The sequence below is a fragment of the Sphingobium sp. MP9-4 genome, from assembly GCF_005281675.1.
Classification (GTDB): Bacteria; Pseudomonadota; Alphaproteobacteria; order Sphingomonadales; family Sphingomonadaceae; genus Sphingobium; species Sphingobium yanoikuyae.
This window is the reverse complement of record NZ_LUFI01000021.1, coordinates 32,127-49,399: the sequence shown is the minus strand read 5'-3', so window position 1 is coordinate 49,399 and position 17,273 is coordinate 32,127. Positions and strand designations below refer to the sequence as shown.

General features: G+C 64.6%; 12 protein-coding genes and 1 pseudogene. 10 read left to right on the top strand and 3 right to left on the bottom strand.

Annotation, left to right across the window (positions count from 1 at the left end; translation table 11 throughout):
• Positions 1 to 42 precede the first annotated feature (42 nt).
• From A0U87_RS05125 to A0U87_RS05090, 8 genes and pseudogenes are all read left to right on the top strand, one after another.
• Positions 43 to 1,536: an alpha-N-arabinofuranosidase gene (locus tag A0U87_RS05125; RefSeq protein WP_240700506.1), complete on the top strand. Its 1,494-nt coding sequence runs from the start codon at positions 43 to 45 to the stop codon at positions 1,534 to 1,536.
• Positions 1,537 to 2,080: 544 nt separating this feature from the next.
• Positions 2,081 to 2,419 (top strand): annotated as a pseudogene (locus A0U87_RS05120) (ArdC-like ssDNA-binding domain-containing protein); the annotation flags it as partial.
• Positions 2,420 to 2,482: 63 nt separating this feature from the next.
• The gene (locus A0U87_RS05115; RefSeq protein ID WP_048938504.1) at positions 2,483 to 3,160 is read left to right on the top strand and encodes a response regulator transcription factor; all 678 of its coding nucleotides are present in this window, start codon (positions 2,483 to 2,485) and stop codon (positions 3,158 to 3,160) included.
• On the top strand, positions 3,157 to 4,176 hold the full coding sequence (locus A0U87_RS05110; protein ID WP_048938485.1) for an ATP-binding protein: 1,020 nt from the start codon (positions 3,157 to 3,159) through the stop codon (positions 4,174 to 4,176). Before A0U87_RS05115 ends, A0U87_RS05110 begins: the two co-directional genes overlap by 4 nt.
• Positions 4,177 to 4,231: 55 nt before the next feature.
• Positions 4,232 to 5,332: an efflux RND transporter periplasmic adaptor subunit gene (locus A0U87_RS05105; RefSeq protein WP_048938486.1), complete on the top strand. Its 1,101-nt coding sequence runs from the start codon at positions 4,232 to 4,234 to the stop codon at positions 5,330 to 5,332.
• 6 nt (positions 5,333 to 5,338) lie between these two features.
• Entirely contained in the window at positions 5,339 to 8,410 is a 3,072-nt protein-coding gene (locus A0U87_RS05100; protein WP_137405269.1) for a CusA/CzcA family heavy metal efflux RND transporter, read from the top strand.
• Entirely contained in the window at positions 8,407 to 8,706 is a 300-nt protein-coding gene (locus A0U87_RS05095) for a DUF3240 family protein (protein ID WP_048938488.1), read from the top strand. The genes A0U87_RS05100 and A0U87_RS05095 overlap by 4 nt, the downstream gene beginning before the upstream one ends.
• On the top strand, positions 8,703 to 9,944 hold the full coding sequence (locus tag A0U87_RS05090) for a TolC family protein (protein ID WP_048938489.1): 1,242 nt from the start codon (positions 8,703 to 8,705) through the stop codon (positions 9,942 to 9,944). Before A0U87_RS05095 ends, A0U87_RS05090 begins: the two co-directional genes overlap by 4 nt.
• A gap of 231 nt (positions 9,945 to 10,175) precedes the next feature.
• Here the strand turns inward: A0U87_RS05090 and A0U87_RS05085 are convergent, their stop codons facing one another.
• From A0U87_RS05085 to A0U87_RS05075, 3 genes are all read right to left on the bottom strand, one after another.
• Positions 10,176 to 12,692 (bottom strand): TonB-dependent receptor, encoded by a 2,517-nt coding sequence (locus tag A0U87_RS05085; RefSeq protein ID WP_048938490.1) that lies wholly within the window; start codon positions 12,690 to 12,692, stop codon positions 10,176 to 10,178.
• A 135-nt stretch (positions 12,693 to 12,827) separates the two neighbouring features.
• The gene (locus A0U87_RS05080; RefSeq protein ID WP_048938491.1) at positions 12,828 to 13,805 is read right to left on the bottom strand and encodes a FecR domain-containing protein; all 978 of its coding nucleotides are present in this window, start codon (positions 13,803 to 13,805) and stop codon (positions 12,828 to 12,830) included.
• A gap of 129 nt (positions 13,806 to 13,934) precedes the next feature.
• Positions 13,935 to 14,441 carry a sigma-70 family RNA polymerase sigma factor gene (locus A0U87_RS05075; RefSeq protein ID WP_048938492.1) on the bottom strand — a complete coding sequence of 169 codons (507 nt, stop codon included), beginning with the start codon at positions 14,439 to 14,441 and terminating at the stop codon, positions 13,935 to 13,937.
• Between the two features lie 179 nt (positions 14,442 to 14,620).
• Here A0U87_RS05075 and A0U87_RS26635 point away from each other — a divergent pair, with 179 nt between their 5' ends.
• Both A0U87_RS26635 and A0U87_RS05065 read left to right on the top strand, forming a co-directional pair.
• Positions 14,621 to 15,235: a sigma factor gene (locus A0U87_RS26635; RefSeq protein ID WP_240626725.1), complete on the top strand. Its 615-nt coding sequence runs from the start codon at positions 14,621 to 14,623 to the stop codon at positions 15,233 to 15,235.
• A complete protein-coding gene (locus A0U87_RS05065) occupies positions 15,232 to 17,265 on the top strand; it encodes an SGNH/GDSL hydrolase family protein (RefSeq protein ID WP_137405268.1) in 2,034 nt (677 codons plus the stop codon). The genes A0U87_RS26635 and A0U87_RS05065 overlap by 4 nt, the downstream gene beginning before the upstream one ends.
• The last annotated feature ends 8 nt before the right edge of the window (positions 17,266 to 17,273 follow it).

The following is a 17,273-nucleotide window of genomic DNA, read 5'->3' as shown; positions in this document are numbered from 1 at the left end:
ATCCTGACGTCCGGTGGACAGGTGACGGCGCAGGAAACCGCGATGCCCGCCGCGACCGTTACGCTGCATTCAGACAAGCCTGGAGCGAGGGTCGATCGTCGGATCTTCAGCCAATTTGCCGAACATCTGGGTTATGGCATTTATGGCGGTATCTGGGTCGGGCCGGAATCGAAAATTCCGAACACGCGCGGCTATCGCAATGATGTCGTCGCGGCGCTCAAGGCATTGTCGGTGCCCCTGGTCCGCTGGCCGGGAGGCTGCTTTGCCGACGAATATCATTGGCGCGAGGGGGTCGGCCCGCGCGGCAAGCGTCCGGTCAAGATCAACACCCATTGGGGCGGCGTTGCTGAACCCAACAGCTTTGGCACGCACGAGTTCATGGATTTCGCCGAACTGATCGGTGCGGAAGCCTATGTGTCGGGCAATGTCGGCAATGGATCGCCGGCGGAAATGGCGGAGTGGGTGGAATATATGACCGCACCGGCCGGGACGCTGGCGCAGGAGCGCGCTAAGAACGGCCGCAAGAAGCCCTGGAAACTTCCCATGTTCGGCATCGGGAACGAGCTATGGGGGTGCGGCGGCAACATGCGCGCCGAATATGCGGCTGACATCACACGCCGTTACGCAACTTTCGTGAAGGCGCCATATGGCGTGAAAATCCTCAAGATCGCGAGCGGGGCAAACAGCCGCGACTATGATTGGACCGATGTGATGATGCGCGTTGCAGGCAAGTCGATCGATGGCATTGGCCTGCATTATTACACCCATCCCACGCGCGGCAAGGTGAAGGGATCGGCGACCCAATTCACCGAAACGGACTATGCCCGCACGCTTGCCAGCACCCTGGTCATGGAGGAACTGCTGGAAAAGCATGGCGCGATCATGGACAAATATGATCCCGAAAAGCGCGTCAACCTGGCGGTGGACGAATGGGGCATCTGGACCGATGTTGAACCCGGCACCAATCCCGGATTCCTCTATCAGCAGAATAGTATGCGCGATGCGATCATCGCCGCGCTCAACATCAACCTGTTCGCCCGCCATGCCGACCGGGTGCGCATGACCAACATCGCCCAGATGGTGAATGTGCTCCAGGCCATGATCCTGACCCGCGACGACAAGATGGTGATGACGCCCACCTATCATGTGTTCGACATGTACAAGCCCTTCCAGGATGCGACCTTCCTGCCCCTGGAATTGGCATCCCCCTGGTACAGCAGGGATCAATGGGCGATGCCTGCGCTCAGCGCAGCGGCGGTGCGCGACAGCGCAGGCATTGTGCATATCGCCCTTACCAACACCGACCCCAATCGACCGATGACAGTGACCGCGAAACTGGAGGGGGTAACCGCCTCTATGGTCGAGGGGCGTATCCTGACCGCGCCGAGTGTCCAGTCGCACAATGATTTCGGATCGCCCGATGTGGTGAGGCCTGTCCCGTTCAGTGGCGCGACCCTCTCGCAAGGCGCTCTGACCGTGACATTGCCCGAGCACAGTGTGGTGATGCTCACGCTGGGGCAGGTCACGCGCAATTGATGTCGCCATGTCCTTTGCAATTATTTCCTATTTATCAACAATTCACTGATTGTATTGGCATGGCGGTGGAATTAATAGCCGGGATAAAATCAGTTAAAATCAAATATACTATTTCAAATATATTCAACTGCAGTCACGACAATTTACACGTACATCTCTGGCAATCATAAAATTAAAATGTTTTAAAACTCTGAATTTATCTTTCTGTAATGTTCATGAGGTTCGTGAAAATATTTGAATCATGTCATATTTTTCTGTCGATGGGATCTTTATTTTTGGCGTCTCCGCCTCTGGCGGACCACGCCCTATGGCGCCCTGGCGCCTCCGAGACGGCTTTGCCTAACTCGTCCCATATAGGTCGGTCGCTGACGCATTGCAGCCTTTTGGGCTGCTGGCTGCTGCCAGCGCGGCTGCACCGGCTCCTTCTCTTGCGTTGCGGCCCTGCGGGTGCAGCCCGCCCTATGGGCACGGGCCTGCCGTGCGGCTCCTTGCCGCCCATCCCCGCCATTCCGGCGGCCGGTGCTGGAGAGGCAGGAGAAAGGACATGGGTACGGGTAATGGATCGCTCTATGACGATGTGACGCAGCATATCATCGCACAGCTGGAAGAGGGACGGCTGCCATGGGTGCAGCCTTGGGACACGAGCCTCACTGTCACGGGGCTTCTCCGCAATGCGGCAACAGGCCGCTGCTATTCAGGCATCAATATCCTGATCCTGTTGGACCGTCTGTTCGAGCGGGGCTATGGCGCGCAGCGCTGGATCGCCTATCGGCAGGCGCAGGCGCTGGGCGGCAATGTCCGCAAGGGCGAGGTAGGGACCAGCGTCTGCTATGCCGACCGTTTCACGCCGAAGGATGAGCAGGAGAAGGCGGCGAGGGCCAAGAAACTTGGCGACTTCCAGAGAAATCTGTTGATCCACCATGGATGAAACGGGATGAGACTCATCATGCGTCTCTTGCTGATTGAGGACAATAGTCGACTGGCCGGATTGCTGATTGCCGGCCTCGAGCGGCGGGGGTTCCATTGCGACCATGCCGAAACTCTGATCATTGCGACAGAGGCCGTCGCAGCGGAAGTTCATGATGTACTAATTGTCGACCGGGGACTGCCCGATGGCGATGGCATCACTTGGCTGCGCGGCATGCGCCGGGCTGGCTTCATGCAGCCGGCGCTGATCCTGACCGCGCGCGACGCGCTGGAGGATCGGATCACCGGCCTCGATGCCGGCGCCGACGATTATGTGGTAAAGCCCGCCGAGGTGGACGAGATCGCCGCCCGCATCCGCGCGCTGATGCGCCGTCCGGGGCCGCGTGCCCAGACCGAATTGCGCTTCGGTCCGCTGCTGGTCGATTCGGCGCGGCGTATGACGCTGTGTGCTGGACAGGCGATCGATCTGTCGCGCCGCGAGACCGACTTGCTGGAACTGCTGCTGCGCCAGGCCGGCGCCGTGGTCCGCCGGGAAAGCATCGAAAGCGCGCTCTATTCCTTTGCCGAACCTGTCACCCCCAATGCGGTCGAGGCCACGGTATCGCGCCTGCGCCGCAAGTTGGAGGAGGCTGGCGCGCGCGGCATGCTCCATACCGTGCGCGGCGTCGGCTATATGCTGCGGGAGCCGGCGGCATGACCCCGCGTCGCTCGATCGCCCGTCGCCTCTTCATCGGCCTGTCGATCGTGGGCTTCATCGGCACCACGCTGCTGCTGGTCTTCATCATCAACGAACATCGGCAAAGCTTCACCGCGCTGGGCGACCCGGCGGCCGCCCGCCATGCCTTCCGCGAATTGTTCGAGCATGTGATCCTGCCGATCCTGGTGCTGATCATCCCGATGGGCATGGCCAGCCTGATGGTGATCCGAAAGGCGCTGGCGCCATTGGGGGAGGCGGTCGCTCAGTTGCAGGTGGCCGAACGTCATCAGCGCGGCGTGCTGATCGATCATGCCGCCTTCCCGACCGAGGCCGTGCCCTTCGCCCAGGCGGTCAATCGCCTGCTCGGCCAACTCGACCAGGCGGCGCGCGACCATGAAGCGTTCGCCGCCGATGTCGCACATGAACTGCGCACGCCGCTCGCCGTGCTGGCGCTGGAACTGGACGGGCTCGACCATCCCGACGCGCCCCGTCTGCGCGCCGAGGTGATCGCGATGCGCCGGCTGATCGACCAGTTGATGCTGCTCGCGCGGGTCGAGGCGCAGAGCGTGGCCCAGTCGATCCGCGACAGCGTCCGGCTGGAGGATGTCGGCGCCGACATCGTCAGCCTGATGGCGCCCGGCGCGATTGCGGCCGACAAGAGCCTGTCGCTGACCCGCGTCGGCGATGTCGCGCCGATCATGGGACAGCGCGAGACGGTCGCGGCGGCGCTGCGCAACCTCGTCGAAAATGCGCTGCGGGTGACGCCGCCCGGTGGCGCCGTCACGGTGATCGCTGGCCCCGGCCCGCGCTTGCGGGTGAAGGACGGCGGCGCTGGGTTGACGCCCGAGCGGCTGGCCGAACTGGTCCAGCGCCATCGCCGCGCGGATCATGCCAGCAGCGAAGGCGCCGGGCTGGGGCTGGCGATCGTCGCCCGCATCATGGCCGCGCATGGCGGCACCCTCTCCAGCGTGGCCGATGCACAGGAACTGGTGCTGGATTTCGCGCCGCCACGTTGATCGTCCAAAAACCCCTCGTCAGGGTCTCGTCAGTTTGATCCCATAGGGCAGGGCCATGGTCCCGCTATTCCGATTCGTGCGCCTGCCCGGCGCCCTCGCTCTCCTGTCGCTTGCTGCCTGTTCGGGGGAGCAGGCCACGCCCGCCAATGACAGCGCTGCGGCGCAACCGACGGACGGATCGATCCCGCTGACGGCGGACAATATCGCCCGGCTGGGTTTGAAATTCGGCGCGGCCGTCGCTGCCACCGAAGCGCCGATCGCCGTCGTGCCCGCGCTGATCGCGCCGCCGCCCAACGCCCGTGTCGCGGTCGCCGCCACCTTCCCCGGCGTCGTCACCCGCATTCTGGTGGTCGAGGGCGAGGAAGTGCGGCGCGGCCAGCCGCTGGCCATCGTGTCGAGCCGCGATGTCCTGTCCATGGGCGCGGACCTCAATCGCGCGAGCGCACGGCTGGGCGTGGCGCAGTCGAGCGCCAGCCGCCTGTCGCAACTGGAGCGCGAAGGCATCATTGCCGGCGCCCGCGCGGACGAGGCCCGCGCCGTGCTGGGCGAGGCCCGCGCGGACGTGTCGGAAAAGAGCCGCATCCTGACGATGGTGAACGGATCGGGCGCCAGCGGCACCTACACGCTGACCGCGCCGATCGCGGGTCGCGTGACCAGCGCCGCGATCCATGCCGGCAGCGTCGTCGATGGCACCACCGCGCCCTATGTGATCGATGCGGCCGGCCAATATGAGGCGCAGGCGCAATTGCCCGAGCGGCTGGCGGGGCAGGTGAAGCCCGGCATGACCGTGGCGCTGGGCGATGATCTGCGCGGCACGGTGACGGCGGTCGGATCGACCATCGATCCGGCGACCCGGTCGGTGACGTTGAAGGCCAAATTGCCGGCCGGCCCCGGTGCCATGGCCGGCCGCGCCACCAGCCTGTCGATCTTCGGCCCGGCGCCGGCCGGTGCCGCCATGGTGCCCGCCGCCGCCGTCACGACGCTGCCCGGCGGCGACACGCTGTTCGTGCGCACCCGCGCCGGTGTCGTTGCACGTCCGGTCAGGACCGGCGGCAAGGATGGCGACCATGTCCTGATCCTGTCCGGCGTGAAGCCGGGCGAGCAGGTCGTCGTCGCCGGCACCAGCGCGCTCAAGCCGCTGGCGATGGGCGAGTAAGGCCGGATGCTCAAATCGCTGGCTGCCTGGGCGCTCTCCTATCGCCTGATCGTCATCGCGCTCGCCCTGCTGACCGCCGTGCTGGGGGCCTGGGCTTTCGTCAACCTGCCGGTCGATGCCTATCCCAACATCGCCCAGACCCAGGTCAAGGTGATCCTCAAGGCCCCCGGCATGACGCCGGAGGAGGTGGAAAGCCGCGTGATCACCCCGATCGAGATGGAGATGCTGGGCATTCCGGGCCAGGCCATCCTGCGTTCCTCGGCCAAATATGCAATCGCCGACATCACCATCGATTTCGTCGACGGCACCGACATCTACTGGGCACGCCAACAGGTCGCCGAACGGCTGTCGGGCGTGATGGGCGATCTGCCGCCGGCGGTATCGGGCGGCATGGCGCCGATCTCGACGCCCTTGTCCGACATCTTCATGTTCACGATCGAAGGGCCTTTGAGCCTGGAGGAAAAGCGCACCCTGCTCGACTGGACGATCCGGCCGGCGCTGCGCACCGTGCCCGGCGTCGCCGACGTCAATGCGTTGGGTGGCTATGTCCGCACCTTCGAAGTGCGGCCCGATCCCATCGCGCTCGCCAGCGCGGGCCTCAGCATTGCCGATCTTCAGGAAGCAATCGAGCGCGGCAACCGCAATGACGGCGCCGGCCGCCTGTCGCAGGGCGAGGAATCGCTGATCGTCCGGGCGGTCGGCGCGATCCAGTCGGAAGCGGACCTCCAGTCGATGGTGATCGCCACCCGCAATGGCCGCATCGTCCGCATGGGCGATGTCGCGACCGTGGGCACCGGCAGCCTGACCCGCTATGGCGCGGTCACCGCCAACGGCAAGGGTGAGGCGGTGCAGGGGCTGGTGATCGCGCTGCGCGGTGCCGATGCCCGCGCCGTGGTCGATGGCGTCAAGGCACGCGTCGCCGAACTGGAAAAGACCCTGCCACAGGGCACCAAGATCGCCGTCTTCTATGACCGATCCGACCTGATCGGCCGCGCCGTCGGCACGGTCGAAAAGGCGCTGATCGAGGCGACCATCCTGGTCATCATCCTGCTGATCCTGTTCCTGGGCGACTGGCGCGCGGCGGCGATCGTGGCCGCCACCCTGCCGATGGCGGCGCTCGTCACCTTCCTGATGATGCGCGGCATGGGCCTGTCGGCCAACCTCATGAGCCTGGGCGGCCTGGCCATCGCCATCGGCATGCTGGTCGACGGCGCGGTCGTGGTGGTCGAAAATATCGTCGAACGGCTGAACCATGCGAAGGAGGACGGCCCTCCACGCCTCAACACCGTATTCCGCGCGACGAGCGAAGTCGTGGTGCCGGTATCGGCCGGCATCGTCATCATCGCGCTCGTCTTCCTGCCCCTGCTCTCGCTCGAAGGGCTGGAGGGCAAGCTGTTCGCCCCGGTTGCGCTCACCATCATCTTCGCGCTGGCGGGATCGCTGCTGATCGCGCTCACCCTGGTCCCGGTGCTGGCCTCGCTCGGCCTCAAGCCCGGCCATCATGGCGAACCCTGGATCATGCGCAAGCTGACGCCGCGCTATCGGGCGCTGCTCGACGGTGCCTTTGGCCGCAAACGGCTGGTCTATGGCCTGGCTGCGCTCGGCCTGGTGCTGGCGGGCCTGGCCTATGGCGCGGTGGGCAAGACCTTCATGCCGTCGATGGATGAAGGATCGGTGATCGTCCAGACCGCCAAGCTGCCGACCATCAATCTCGACCAGTCGGTGCTGGGCGACACGGCGGTGCAGCAGTCCCTGATGAAGGATGTGCCCGAAATAGCGCAAATCATCGCCCGCGTCGGCACGGACGAGATCGGCCTCGATCCGATGAGCCCGAACGAGACCGACAGTTTCGTGGTGCTGAAGCCGCAGAAAGAATGGCGCGGCGACAAGGCATTCGTCGTCGATGAAATCCGCAAGTCGCTCGACAAGCTGCCCGGCATCGAACCGACCTTCACCCAGCCGATCGAGATGCGCGTGTCGGAAATGCTGACCGGATCGCGCGGCGACCTTGCCGTCAAGATTTTCGGCCCGGACCTCGCCACCCTGTCGAACCTTGCCGGACAGGTGCAGAAGATATTGTCGAAGACGCGCGGCGCTTCGGAGGTGATGACCGTCGCCAACGATCATGTCGACTATCTCCAGCTCGATATCGATCGCGCCGCCGCCGGCCGTTTCGGCATGCCGATCGACCAGATGCAGGACACGCTGCGTGCCCAGATCGAGGGCGTGCATGCCGGCGTCGTCGCCGACGGGCAGAAGCGCGTACCGATCCTGGTCAAGGGCGACGAGACGATCCGCAGTGACGCGACCCGCTTCGCCGACCTGCCGCTGCGCACGCCGGACGGCACCGTCGCGCGAGTCAGCGACATGGCGCGGGTCGAGCGCACCGAGGGGCCGGTCAAGCTCGACCATGAAAATGGCTCGCGCTACGCGCTGGTCCAGGCCTTCGTCTCGGGCCGCGATCTGGTCGGCTATGTCGATGAGGCGCGCGCCACCGTCGATCGCGAGATCAAGATGCCCGCCGGCTATCGCATGGTCTGGGGCGGCCAGTTCGAAAATCAGCAGCGCGCCTCCGCCCGGCTGATGTTGGTCATCCCGGCCGCGCTGCTGCTGATCCTGCTGGTGCTGCTCATGACCCTGCGCTCGATGCGCGCGTCGCTGCTGATCCTCGCCAACATCCCCTTCGCCATGGTCGGCGGCATCATCTCGCTCTGGGTATCGGGCCAATATCTCTCCGTGCCTGCCTCGGTCGGTTTCATCGCCCTGCTCGGCATCGCGGTGCTGAACGGCCTCGTCCTCGTCGCCTATTTCCGCCAGTTGCGCGAGGAGGGGCAGAGCATGGCCCAGGCCGTGCGACTGGGCGCGGAACGTCGGCTGCGCCCGGTGCTGATGACCGCCAGCATCACCGCCTTCGGCCTGGTCCCGCTGATGTTCGCGGCCGGGCCGGGGTCGGAAATCCAGAAGCCGCTCGCCATCGTGGTGATCGGCGGGCTGGTCAGTTCGACCCTGCTCACCCTCATCCTTCTGCCCATTTTGTTCGAGCGCTTCGGTGAAGGCGCCACGGAAGCCCGATCATGACCGACATGTTGCTGACCTTCTATTGCGCCGCGATCGACCGCGACGGCGTGGCCGATGCCCTGCGCGGCCGCACCCCGGCACCGCTCCATCTGCGCGACGAGCAGGTGCTGGGCCGCGATTTTGGCGATGCCGGCGCGGGCGAGCAGGTGCGCGGCACGCTGCGCCGGGCGGCGATCGACCTGATCGTGCCGGCGGACGATGTCGCCCCGCTGGTCGCCGCCGTCACCGATGCGCGGCGGGGCCATCCGGTCCGCTGGCACGCCTGCCTGGTCGCGGCACGGGGGCGCATCGCATGATCCGCGTGCTTCTCCTGTCGGCCACGGCCCTCATTACCACGCCGGCTTTCGCCCAGCGCACCGACCTGCCGCCCGAACCCCTGGTGGTCGAAGCGCTCGATAGCCATCCCGCCGTGACCGCAGCACAGGCGCGCGTGCGCTCGGCCGAGGCCGGCGCCGCCATGCTCCGCCGGGGCAGCCATGAGTTTACCTTCCAGGGCACGGTCTCCCGCCGCTCGGCCGAGGGGGAGGGCGATTATGGCGAATATGACGTCAACCTCACCCGCCCGTTCCGCCTGCCCGGCAAGGCGTCGCTGGACCGCAAGGCTGGCGAACTGGGCGTCGAGGTGGCGCATAATCTGATGGAGGATGTGCGGCACCAGACCGCGCTCGCCTTTTCCGATCTCTGGCATGACTGGCTGGTCGCCAGTGCCCAGCATCGCACCGACCTCGATTCCGCTGCCAGCCTGACGCAGGACATGGCGGCCGTGCGCCGCCGTGCCCAGTTGCGTGACGCGTCGCTACTGGACGTGGACCAGGCTGAAGCCGCACTGGCTCAGGCGCAAGCGCAGGCCGCGACCTCCCGCGCGGCGCGGGATGAGGCGCGGGTGAAGCTCGCCGCCGGCTTTCCCGGCCTTACTCTGCCTGAAGAGGCGCCCTTGCTTGCCGATCCGGCCATGCCCGCCACGGCGCTGGAGGATCTGCGCAATCTGGTGATCGAGCGCAGCCATGAAATTCGCGCGTCGGAGCGAGAGGCGCAGCGGCTGGCCATGGTCGCCCGCCGCGCATCGGCCGATCGCATCGCCGATCCGTCATTCGGCGTGCGCGTCTTCAGCGAACGGGGCGGGCTGGAAAAGGGCGTCGGTCTGGTCGGCTCGATTCCGCTGGGCGGTGGCTATCGCCGCGCCGCGCATGACCAGGCAACCGCAGACGCCAGTGCTGCCGAACTGGAACTCGCCCGCGTGCGGCGCGAGATAGAGGCGACCGCCGCCGCCGATCTCAGCAATGTCCGCGCCCGCGAAGCGGTCTGGCGCAGTATGGAAAGCGCTGCCGCCAGCGCCGCCGCCGCCGCGACCCGGACGAAGAGAGGCTATGAGCTGGGCCAGATCGACCTCGCCGATACGCTGCTCGCCCGCCGCCAGGCGAACGAGACGCGCCGCCAGGAAATTGACGCCCGCGCCACCCTGCTGCGCGCCATCCTGCGCATCCAGATCGACGCGCATGAGGTCTGGACGTCGCAGGAAGGGCATGAGGATTAAAGTCTACAATGGGCGCGAATCTGCCATCGACGACTGGCTGCGCAATCCCATGTTCTGGACGGTCTAGGATTTCGGCAAGTGGCAGAAGGCATCGTCATCATAACGTCATCGCTGCGCACCGTAGCCGGCCTCCCCCCATTATATTCCTTCCTTCAAAGATGGCCGCCATTGTAAGCAGATGATCCGGCAGCATGTGGCGCGCCGCCAGCAGCGCGCCACATGCTGCGACGATCAGATCTTGTAGCGCAGCGTCGCCAGGACGTTGCGTGGTGCCCCGATGAAGTTGGAGCCGGTAGGTGCCCCGACATTCTCGTAATAATATTTGTCGAAAACATTGTTCACATTGACCGTCACCGTCGCCCGGCTGGATACGGCATATTTGATCGACAGGTCGAGCAGCGCGTAACCGTCCTGTTGGACGAGGCCCCCATAGGGCGCGCTGTAGATCTTGCTCTGTGCCTGCAACGTGCCGCCCAGCGTCCAGCGGTCGAAGGCACCAGGCAGATTATAGGTCGTCGAAAGCTTGAACAGCCCACGCGGCAGGTTCGTGCCATAGCGCGTACCATCGGTATAGATACCGGTCGGATTATAGCTCGAACTGCTCAGATGTTTTGCAGTGTTGTAGGTATAGCCGCCCGAAAGCTGCCAGCCCTTGGCGAGTTCGCCCGACACTTCAAACTCCACGCCGCGGCTGCGGACCTTGCCGGAGGGGGCGTAGCAGGCGGTGAGACCGGCAGCGCATTCCGAGGCGAGCAGTGCCATAGGCAGGTTGGTCAGTTCGATCTGGAACAGCGCCAGGCTGGTGTTGAGGTGGCCGTCCCAATAGCTGCCCTTGACGCCCACTTCGTAATTCGCGCCCTCCTGCGGAGCGATGATCGCGCCAGTCCGGGTCAGGTTGTTCTGCGGATTGAAGATCCGCGTCCAGCTGGCATAGAGCGAGTGGTTGCGGTGGAAATCATAGACCACGCCGACATAGGGGGTGAACTGGCCCTTCACCTTGTAATCGGCGGTGCTGTAGATGGCGCCGGCCCAACCATTGGCCAGTTCCTGCTTGAACCAGTCGAAACGCCCGCCCAGGATCAGCGTCAAGGGTTCGGCCACGCTCAACCGGGCGGTGGAGTAGACGCCGATCTGCTCGCGCTTCTGATCACGCAGATACATGGTCCAGTCGCCGGTGATGGTGGGCGTGGGCACGGAACGCGGGTCCCAGTCCAGCGGGTCGAAGCTGACGGCGGTAAAATCGGTGGGTGCGCCGATATCGTCCCATGTCGCCTTGCGATAGCTGCCGCCGACGACCAGTTCGTGGGTCTGGCCGAACAGGGTCAACGGACCGGAGGCATAACCATCGAGGCTCAACTGGTCGCGATCATAATGATAGGCGAGCGCCGCGCCGCCCAGATTGAAGCGCGTTTCACCGGCCGTGGAGGTGGCATAGGACAGGAAGGTGCCGATCATCGACATCTCGCTCTGGATTGCGGTGGCGGCCAGCCGCGCCTTCCAACCATTGCCGAATTCATGGTCCAGATTGGCGAAATAGGTCGCGCTCTTCTTGTCCCAATAGGACCAACTGGGGCTCATGCGGGTGGAGCGGGCTATGTCCAGAAAGCTGCCGTCTGCGGCCGTGCCAAGGCCATTCCAGTCGACGCCGGGATTATCCTCATTGCTGTAGCTGGCGCCCACGGTCAGCAGGGTAGAAGAACCCAGATCCGCCTCGACTATGCCATAAAGCGACATGCGCTGATTATGGTAATCGTCGATGAAGCTGTCCTTGTCCTGATACGTTACCACGGCACGGGTGCGCAGCGTGCCTGCGCTGTTGACGGCGCCGCCCACATCCATCGTTCCCAGAAAATTGTTCCAGCTTCCTGCACTGAGCGTGAAGATCGCCTGCGTCTCCCGCGTGGGCCGCTTTCGGACCAGGTTGATCGATCCGGCGGGTGTGCCAGCCCCCTCCATCAGTCCCGCCGCGCCGCGCACGACCTCCACCCGGTCATACATGTCGAGAATGCCGGTGGAGAGCGCCGCCTCCTCATATTGCACCGGCATGCCATCGATCATCAGGTTTTCGAGCTGGAACATGCGGGCATTGAAGCGATAGCGCTCGCCGCCCCATTTGGTGAGATAGAGGCCGGGCGTGGCGCGCACCACGTCGCTCAACGTGGCAAGGCCCTGATCCTCTATCCGCTGGCGGGTGACGACCGTCAGCGACTGGGGCGTTTCACGTGGGGATAGCAACAGCTTCGTGGCCGTGCTCATCGCGGGAATGGTGTAGGAACCGCTGGCTTCAGTCGCGACCGGATCGCTGGTGATGCCGGCGAAGCTGCCCGAACCGCTGCCGCTATCCGCGCCTTCGACCCGCACCGGACCAAGCTGCACGGTGCCATTGGCAGCCTGCGGAGCGGGGTGCAGTTCGACCGACTTGGGGCCGATGAAGCGAAAGGTCAGGCCGGTGCCGCTCAGCAGGCGGCTCAGCGCCTCGGCCGGGGCGAAATTGCCGGCAACTGCGCTGCTGATCTTGCCGTTCAACAGGTCGGATCCGGCCGTCACCTCGACCCCGGACTGGCGGCCGAACAGGATGACGGCATCGGTCAATGGCTGCGCGGGCACATTGATGCGGCGCTGCGCGCTGTTGGGTGATGTTTGCGCCATGGCGGGCGACAGCAGGGCCGTTCCCGTCGCCGTTGATGCGAGCAGGCCGATGGCCAGCGCGCGCCCGAAATTTTGCCCCAATATGCTAACGTCCGTCAATTCTGCCTCCAACTGCACGAGGAGGTTGCTGACATGCTATTGCCTCGCAAGAACTCCTCTCCCTCGCTGGACGCCTGAGCGATGGAGCTTTTAACCAGCGACCGTAATTTTCCGTCGAAAATCTTTCCCGCGCGGTCAGCGGCCGGAAACGATCAGCAGCCATGGCGTGATCCGGGTGACGCGCCCGCCATAGGGATGGACCATGGTTTCCAACGCCTTCGCCGGATCATTGGCATGATAGATGCCGCTGATCGGGCGGGCTGCAAGACTGGGGTCGGTGACGATGATATGGCCGCCAAACCATGGGCGCAGTTCGTCGATCGCGGCGGCTATGGTCAGTCTGCGCGCCAGAATATCGCCGCTCTGCCAGGCACCGATAAGGTCGGGCTGTTCGGTCCCGGTTTTCAGCGCAGTGTCGGCGGCGGCCATGGCCCATTGGCCGGCCGTCAGTTCCCGCGCCGGCGTGCCCAGGGCCTCCACCCGCACGCGACCGTGACGCACCGCCACCGACGTCGCCGTGCCGATCATCCGCACGTCGAAGCCGGTGCCCAGCACGCTAGTGGTGACATGGCCCGCCATGACCCGGAAAGGCCGGGCCTTGTCCGGTCGGACCTCAAACCATGCCTGCCCGGACAGGAGGCGGATGTCGCGATGCCCCTTGTCGAAGGATGTCGCGATGGCGCTGTCCGGACCCAGGCGGATGTGGCTGCCGTCGTCCATCGCTACCATCAGGGTTTCGCCCGCGCCGGTGCGATGATCGGCGCGCAGGTGCAGCAGCAACGATGGCCCAGCCAAGACGCCCACGCAGACTGCCGCCACAGCCGCGATGGTCAATCTGCGCCGGCCATGGAACCGCCAACCCGCATGACGGGCCTCGGGCGCCGGACGCGATGGCGGAATGACGCCGGGAGCAGCATCCCACCTGTCCCGAAACGCCGGTTCGCCATCGGCGATGGCATCGGCCGTTTCCGCCATCCTGGCCCAGGCGATGACATGCCCGGCATCGGCATCCAGCCAGTCGTCGAAGGCATCCTTCAATGCTGCGTCGTCGGGGCGCTCCTGCAGGCGGACGAGCCAGTCGGCGGCCGCAAGGCGCAAGCTTTCTTCCGTCACAGACCACCTCCATCGCCAATCCGGCACGCCCGAAAAATCGAACGACCGGGCATGGCGCTCCTCCACAGGACCACAGACGATCGGCCTGCGCGGAATTTAAGCGGACGGAGGAAAAGGTGCATGGGCCGTTCACTCATCGCGATAGTCGTCACAAGCCGCCAGTCCCTTCACGATCAGGCCATGAACAAAGGGAATGGACACGCCCAGCCGCTCCGCAATCTCCCGCAGCTTGTAACGGCCGATGCGGTGCATCTCTATGGCCAGCCGCTGGCGTTCGGGGAGGCGCGCCAAAGCCCTCTGCACCCGAGCCAGTTCCTGACGGGCGATCAGGGCCTGCTCCGTTCCTGGCGCATTGTCCTGCACCGTGCGTTCGGCCTCTTCCATATCGCCGCCTGCGATCCGATCATAGCGCCTTGTCCGGCGCAGGGCGTCGATCGCCAGGTTGCGGATCATCCGCCGCAGGAAGAGATCGGGATTCTGGATCCCATTCTGATCTTCGATCGATGCGAACGATATCCAGGCATCCTGTACGATATCTTCGGCCCTGGCCCGATCACCCAGGATGCTGGCGGCATAGTCAACCAGCGCCGGGCGCTGCGCCGCATATAATCGCGCTGCTATAGTCGCTTGTTTCAACGCCCGCGGCTCCTGCGAACATGCGCAAGGCCCGTCCGGCGAAGAGCATTTGCGATCGATTCTCAAAAAGGCGCATAGAGGAAGAGCCTGATCGCTGCAATCCATCCCGCCGCGGACGTTGAGTCGTTACCAACCACTGCCCCTGCCCATCAGCCAAAAAGCAAGGAACAACGGGGCATATGATTGAACGCGCCGCCCCGATAGTAGTCATGAACAAGCGGCACATGAGTTGTTGCGAACGATTATCAATGCACGTAATGCGTCGGCAGATAGCGATGCTCAACAACGCCGCCGCCCTTACGCGCCTGCTCCTGCAAGAGCGCACGTCGCTCCTGCGACTTGTCGAAAGCATATTGCGCGATCGGCCGGCAGCGGAAGACGTCACGCAAAGCCTCTGGTTCAGGGTGCAGCGTATCGAGGATGATCCGCCAATCCTGAACAAGCGGGCCTATCTGTTCAGGCTGGCAGCCAATCTGGCGAAGGATCGCATCAGGGCGGACGGCAGATATGCTGCCCTGTTCCACGCCGCCGATACGCTCTCCGAGGAAATCCCGGCTGACATGGTTGGAGCCGATACCGAACTGTCCGATCGCCAGCGTCTGGCCGTGACGATGCGCCTTCTGCCTCAGATCGCACAGGCAGCGCTTGAGGCTTTCCCGACAGGCTTGAACGAGCCCGAGCCGGGCGAAGCCGACGCCTATTCTTACGACATCGTCATCACCTATGCCGACGCGCTGCAGGACAAGCTCGCGCTCGGTCGCTTCCTTCTCGAACCGGGGGTCACGCTGCCATGAGCTTTCAATATTTCAGCGGTCAGGTTCGCGGCCTGCGCGGTCCCGGGCTGACCGCCGAACAGGCTGCGGATGTGGCGGTCGCCGTCGCGCTCGGACCGACGGTAGAAGAACATGGCGAGCGTATCGATGCCGCCGAAACCGAGCTTGCGACCAAGGCCAATGCGGGCGACGTGAACACCGGTCTCAACACCCTGCAAAGCAACCTTAACGGGGTTGATGGGCAGTCTGTCGCCCGCGATAATGCTCTCGGCGGCAGGATCGACGCCGCCGAAACCGCGATCGCGACCAAAGCCAATGCGGGCGACGTGAACACCGGTCTCAACACCCTGCAAAGCAACCTGAACGGGGTTGATGGGCAGTCTGTCGCCCGCGATAATGCTCTCGGCGGCAGGATCGACGAGGCCGAAACCGAGCTTGCGACGGAGGGTGAAAAGCGCCTGGGTGCCGATAATCGCGGGTTCGATTATGTCGGCGCCATCGTCGCCTCTGTGCGGGCATTCGTTATCCGAATGGTTGGTAATGCCGAAAGCCGCCTTGAGGGCCGCGCGGACCTGCGCGCTATCGCGGCAAGGGATCTCATGCGAAAGCGCACGGGCGCGGTGCAGAGCCTGTCCATCGACATGACCGGCTCCATGCGCTCGGTGCGCCGTGAAGGCATGCCGGCGACCGCGCTGGAGATCGAAGACGTGATCTGGTCGGTCACCGGCAATGTCGTCGCGCTGCAGGCCGGGCGCACTGCGCTGCGCTCCGCCGGCCGGGCAATCTATCCGATCGGCAGTGTCTCGATTGATCCGATCGCCTCTGCTTCGATTGTCGGCGAAGCTGTAACGATCAATTATGTGGCGAACGCGGCGGCGGCTAGCTTCGCGCTTGCCGGAACGGGGCGCCTCGCCCATGCGCGCGCATCCACCGTCGTGGTGCGCGACGCGGCGACCGATGCCGTTCTGGTATTGGGCACCGATTATCTGCTCAACGCCGAGCAGGGTGCGATCCAGCGGGCTGCGGCGGGATCGGCGCTGGCTGTCGAAGTCGACTATGATTATTCGGAAGTGCGCTACGACCTGATCGAGACGGACATCAACGGCGCGCTGAGCGTCAAGAAGGGGACCGCGCGCAACCGCGATGTCGCCGAATATCTGCCGGCGCGATCGGCCGGGAAATATCCGCTGCTGATTGTGCGCGTCACCGCCGCCGGCATGACAATCTGGCGCTGGCAGGATCAGGAACGGTCGCAGGTTCAGGCGCCGGCGATCATCCAGCGGGGCCGCGCGAAGGTGCTCGGCAACTTCCATCGCGCATTGCGGGATGGCGGCACGGTTCGGATTGCCGGCTACGGGACGAGCCGGACGAATCTGGGCGGCGTGGCGGCATCGCTTTATGCGGCGAACGGGCAGCAGCGCGATCGCATGGCCGACAGCGGCTTCATGGCGGCGCAGGATGCCGCGTTCATCGCTACCCTGCCGCTGTTCGATCATGGTGACGGCGCTGGACAGGTCCATACACGCGTAGGCTGGAACTGGACGCTGAAGGCGGCGATCGAGCAGCGCTATCCCAATATCGTCGAATATCTCAATTTCGGGATCGGCGGGACCACCAGCGGCAACACCGACAATGGCGGGACGGTGCCGGCGCGCCTGGCCGGGTTGACCGGCAGCGGTGCGCATCTGGCCGTGATCGAATTCGGAATGAATGAATTGGGGTCTGCCGGGGCCGACACGATCGCCAACCTGATCGCGATCGGGGAAGCCTGCCGGGCAGCAAATATCGACCCTGTGTTTATCGCGCCCGCCCGGCCCAATGCGACCTATTCAGCGGACATTCTGGATCGATGGGTCGTAGAAAATCGGCAAATAGCCGCCGCTGCGGATTATCTCGCCGCCCCCTTCATCGATACAGCTTCGGTGTTCGGCGTCGATCGCCTGGGACCGCTCGACCCTCGCGACATGTGCGGCTCCAACCTCTTCAATCATGACAGCGTATTCGAGCTCGGCATGATCGGCCGGGCGCTCACCTCCATCGTTCTCGGCTGAAAGGATCT

Excerpts from the sequence above, each read along its gene's own strand:
- A0U87_RS05115 (WP_048938504.1), top strand. The coding sequence starts at position 2,483 with ATGCGTCTCTTGCTGATTGAGGACAATAGTCGACTGGCCGGATTGCTG.
- A0U87_RS05090 (WP_048938489.1), top strand. The coding sequence starts at position 8,703 with ATGATCCGCGTGCTTCTCCTGTCGGCCACGGCCCTCATTACCACGCCG.
- A0U87_RS05125 (WP_240700506.1), top strand. The coding sequence starts at position 43 with ATGCCCGCCGCGACCGTTACGCTGCATTCAGACAAGCCTGGAGCGAGG.
- A0U87_RS05095 (WP_048938488.1), top strand. The coding sequence starts at position 8,407 with ATGACCGACATGTTGCTGACCTTCTATTGCGCCGCGATCGACCGCGAC.
- A0U87_RS05100 (WP_137405269.1), top strand. The coding sequence starts at position 5,339 with ATGCTCAAATCGCTGGCTGCCTGGGCGCTCTCCTATCGCCTGATCGTC.
- A0U87_RS05105 (WP_048938486.1), top strand. The coding sequence starts at position 4,232 with ATGGTCCCGCTATTCCGATTCGTGCGCCTGCCCGGCGCCCTCGCTCTC.
- A0U87_RS05065 (WP_137405268.1), top strand. The coding sequence starts at position 15,232 with ATGAGCTTTCAATATTTCAGCGGTCAGGTTCGCGGCCTGCGCGGTCCC.
- A0U87_RS26635 (WP_240626725.1), top strand. The coding sequence starts at position 14,621 with ATGATTGAACGCGCCGCCCCGATAGTAGTCATGAACAAGCGGCACATG.
- A0U87_RS05110 (WP_048938485.1), top strand. The coding sequence starts at position 3,157 with ATGACCCCGCGTCGCTCGATCGCCCGTCGCCTCTTCATCGGCCTGTCG.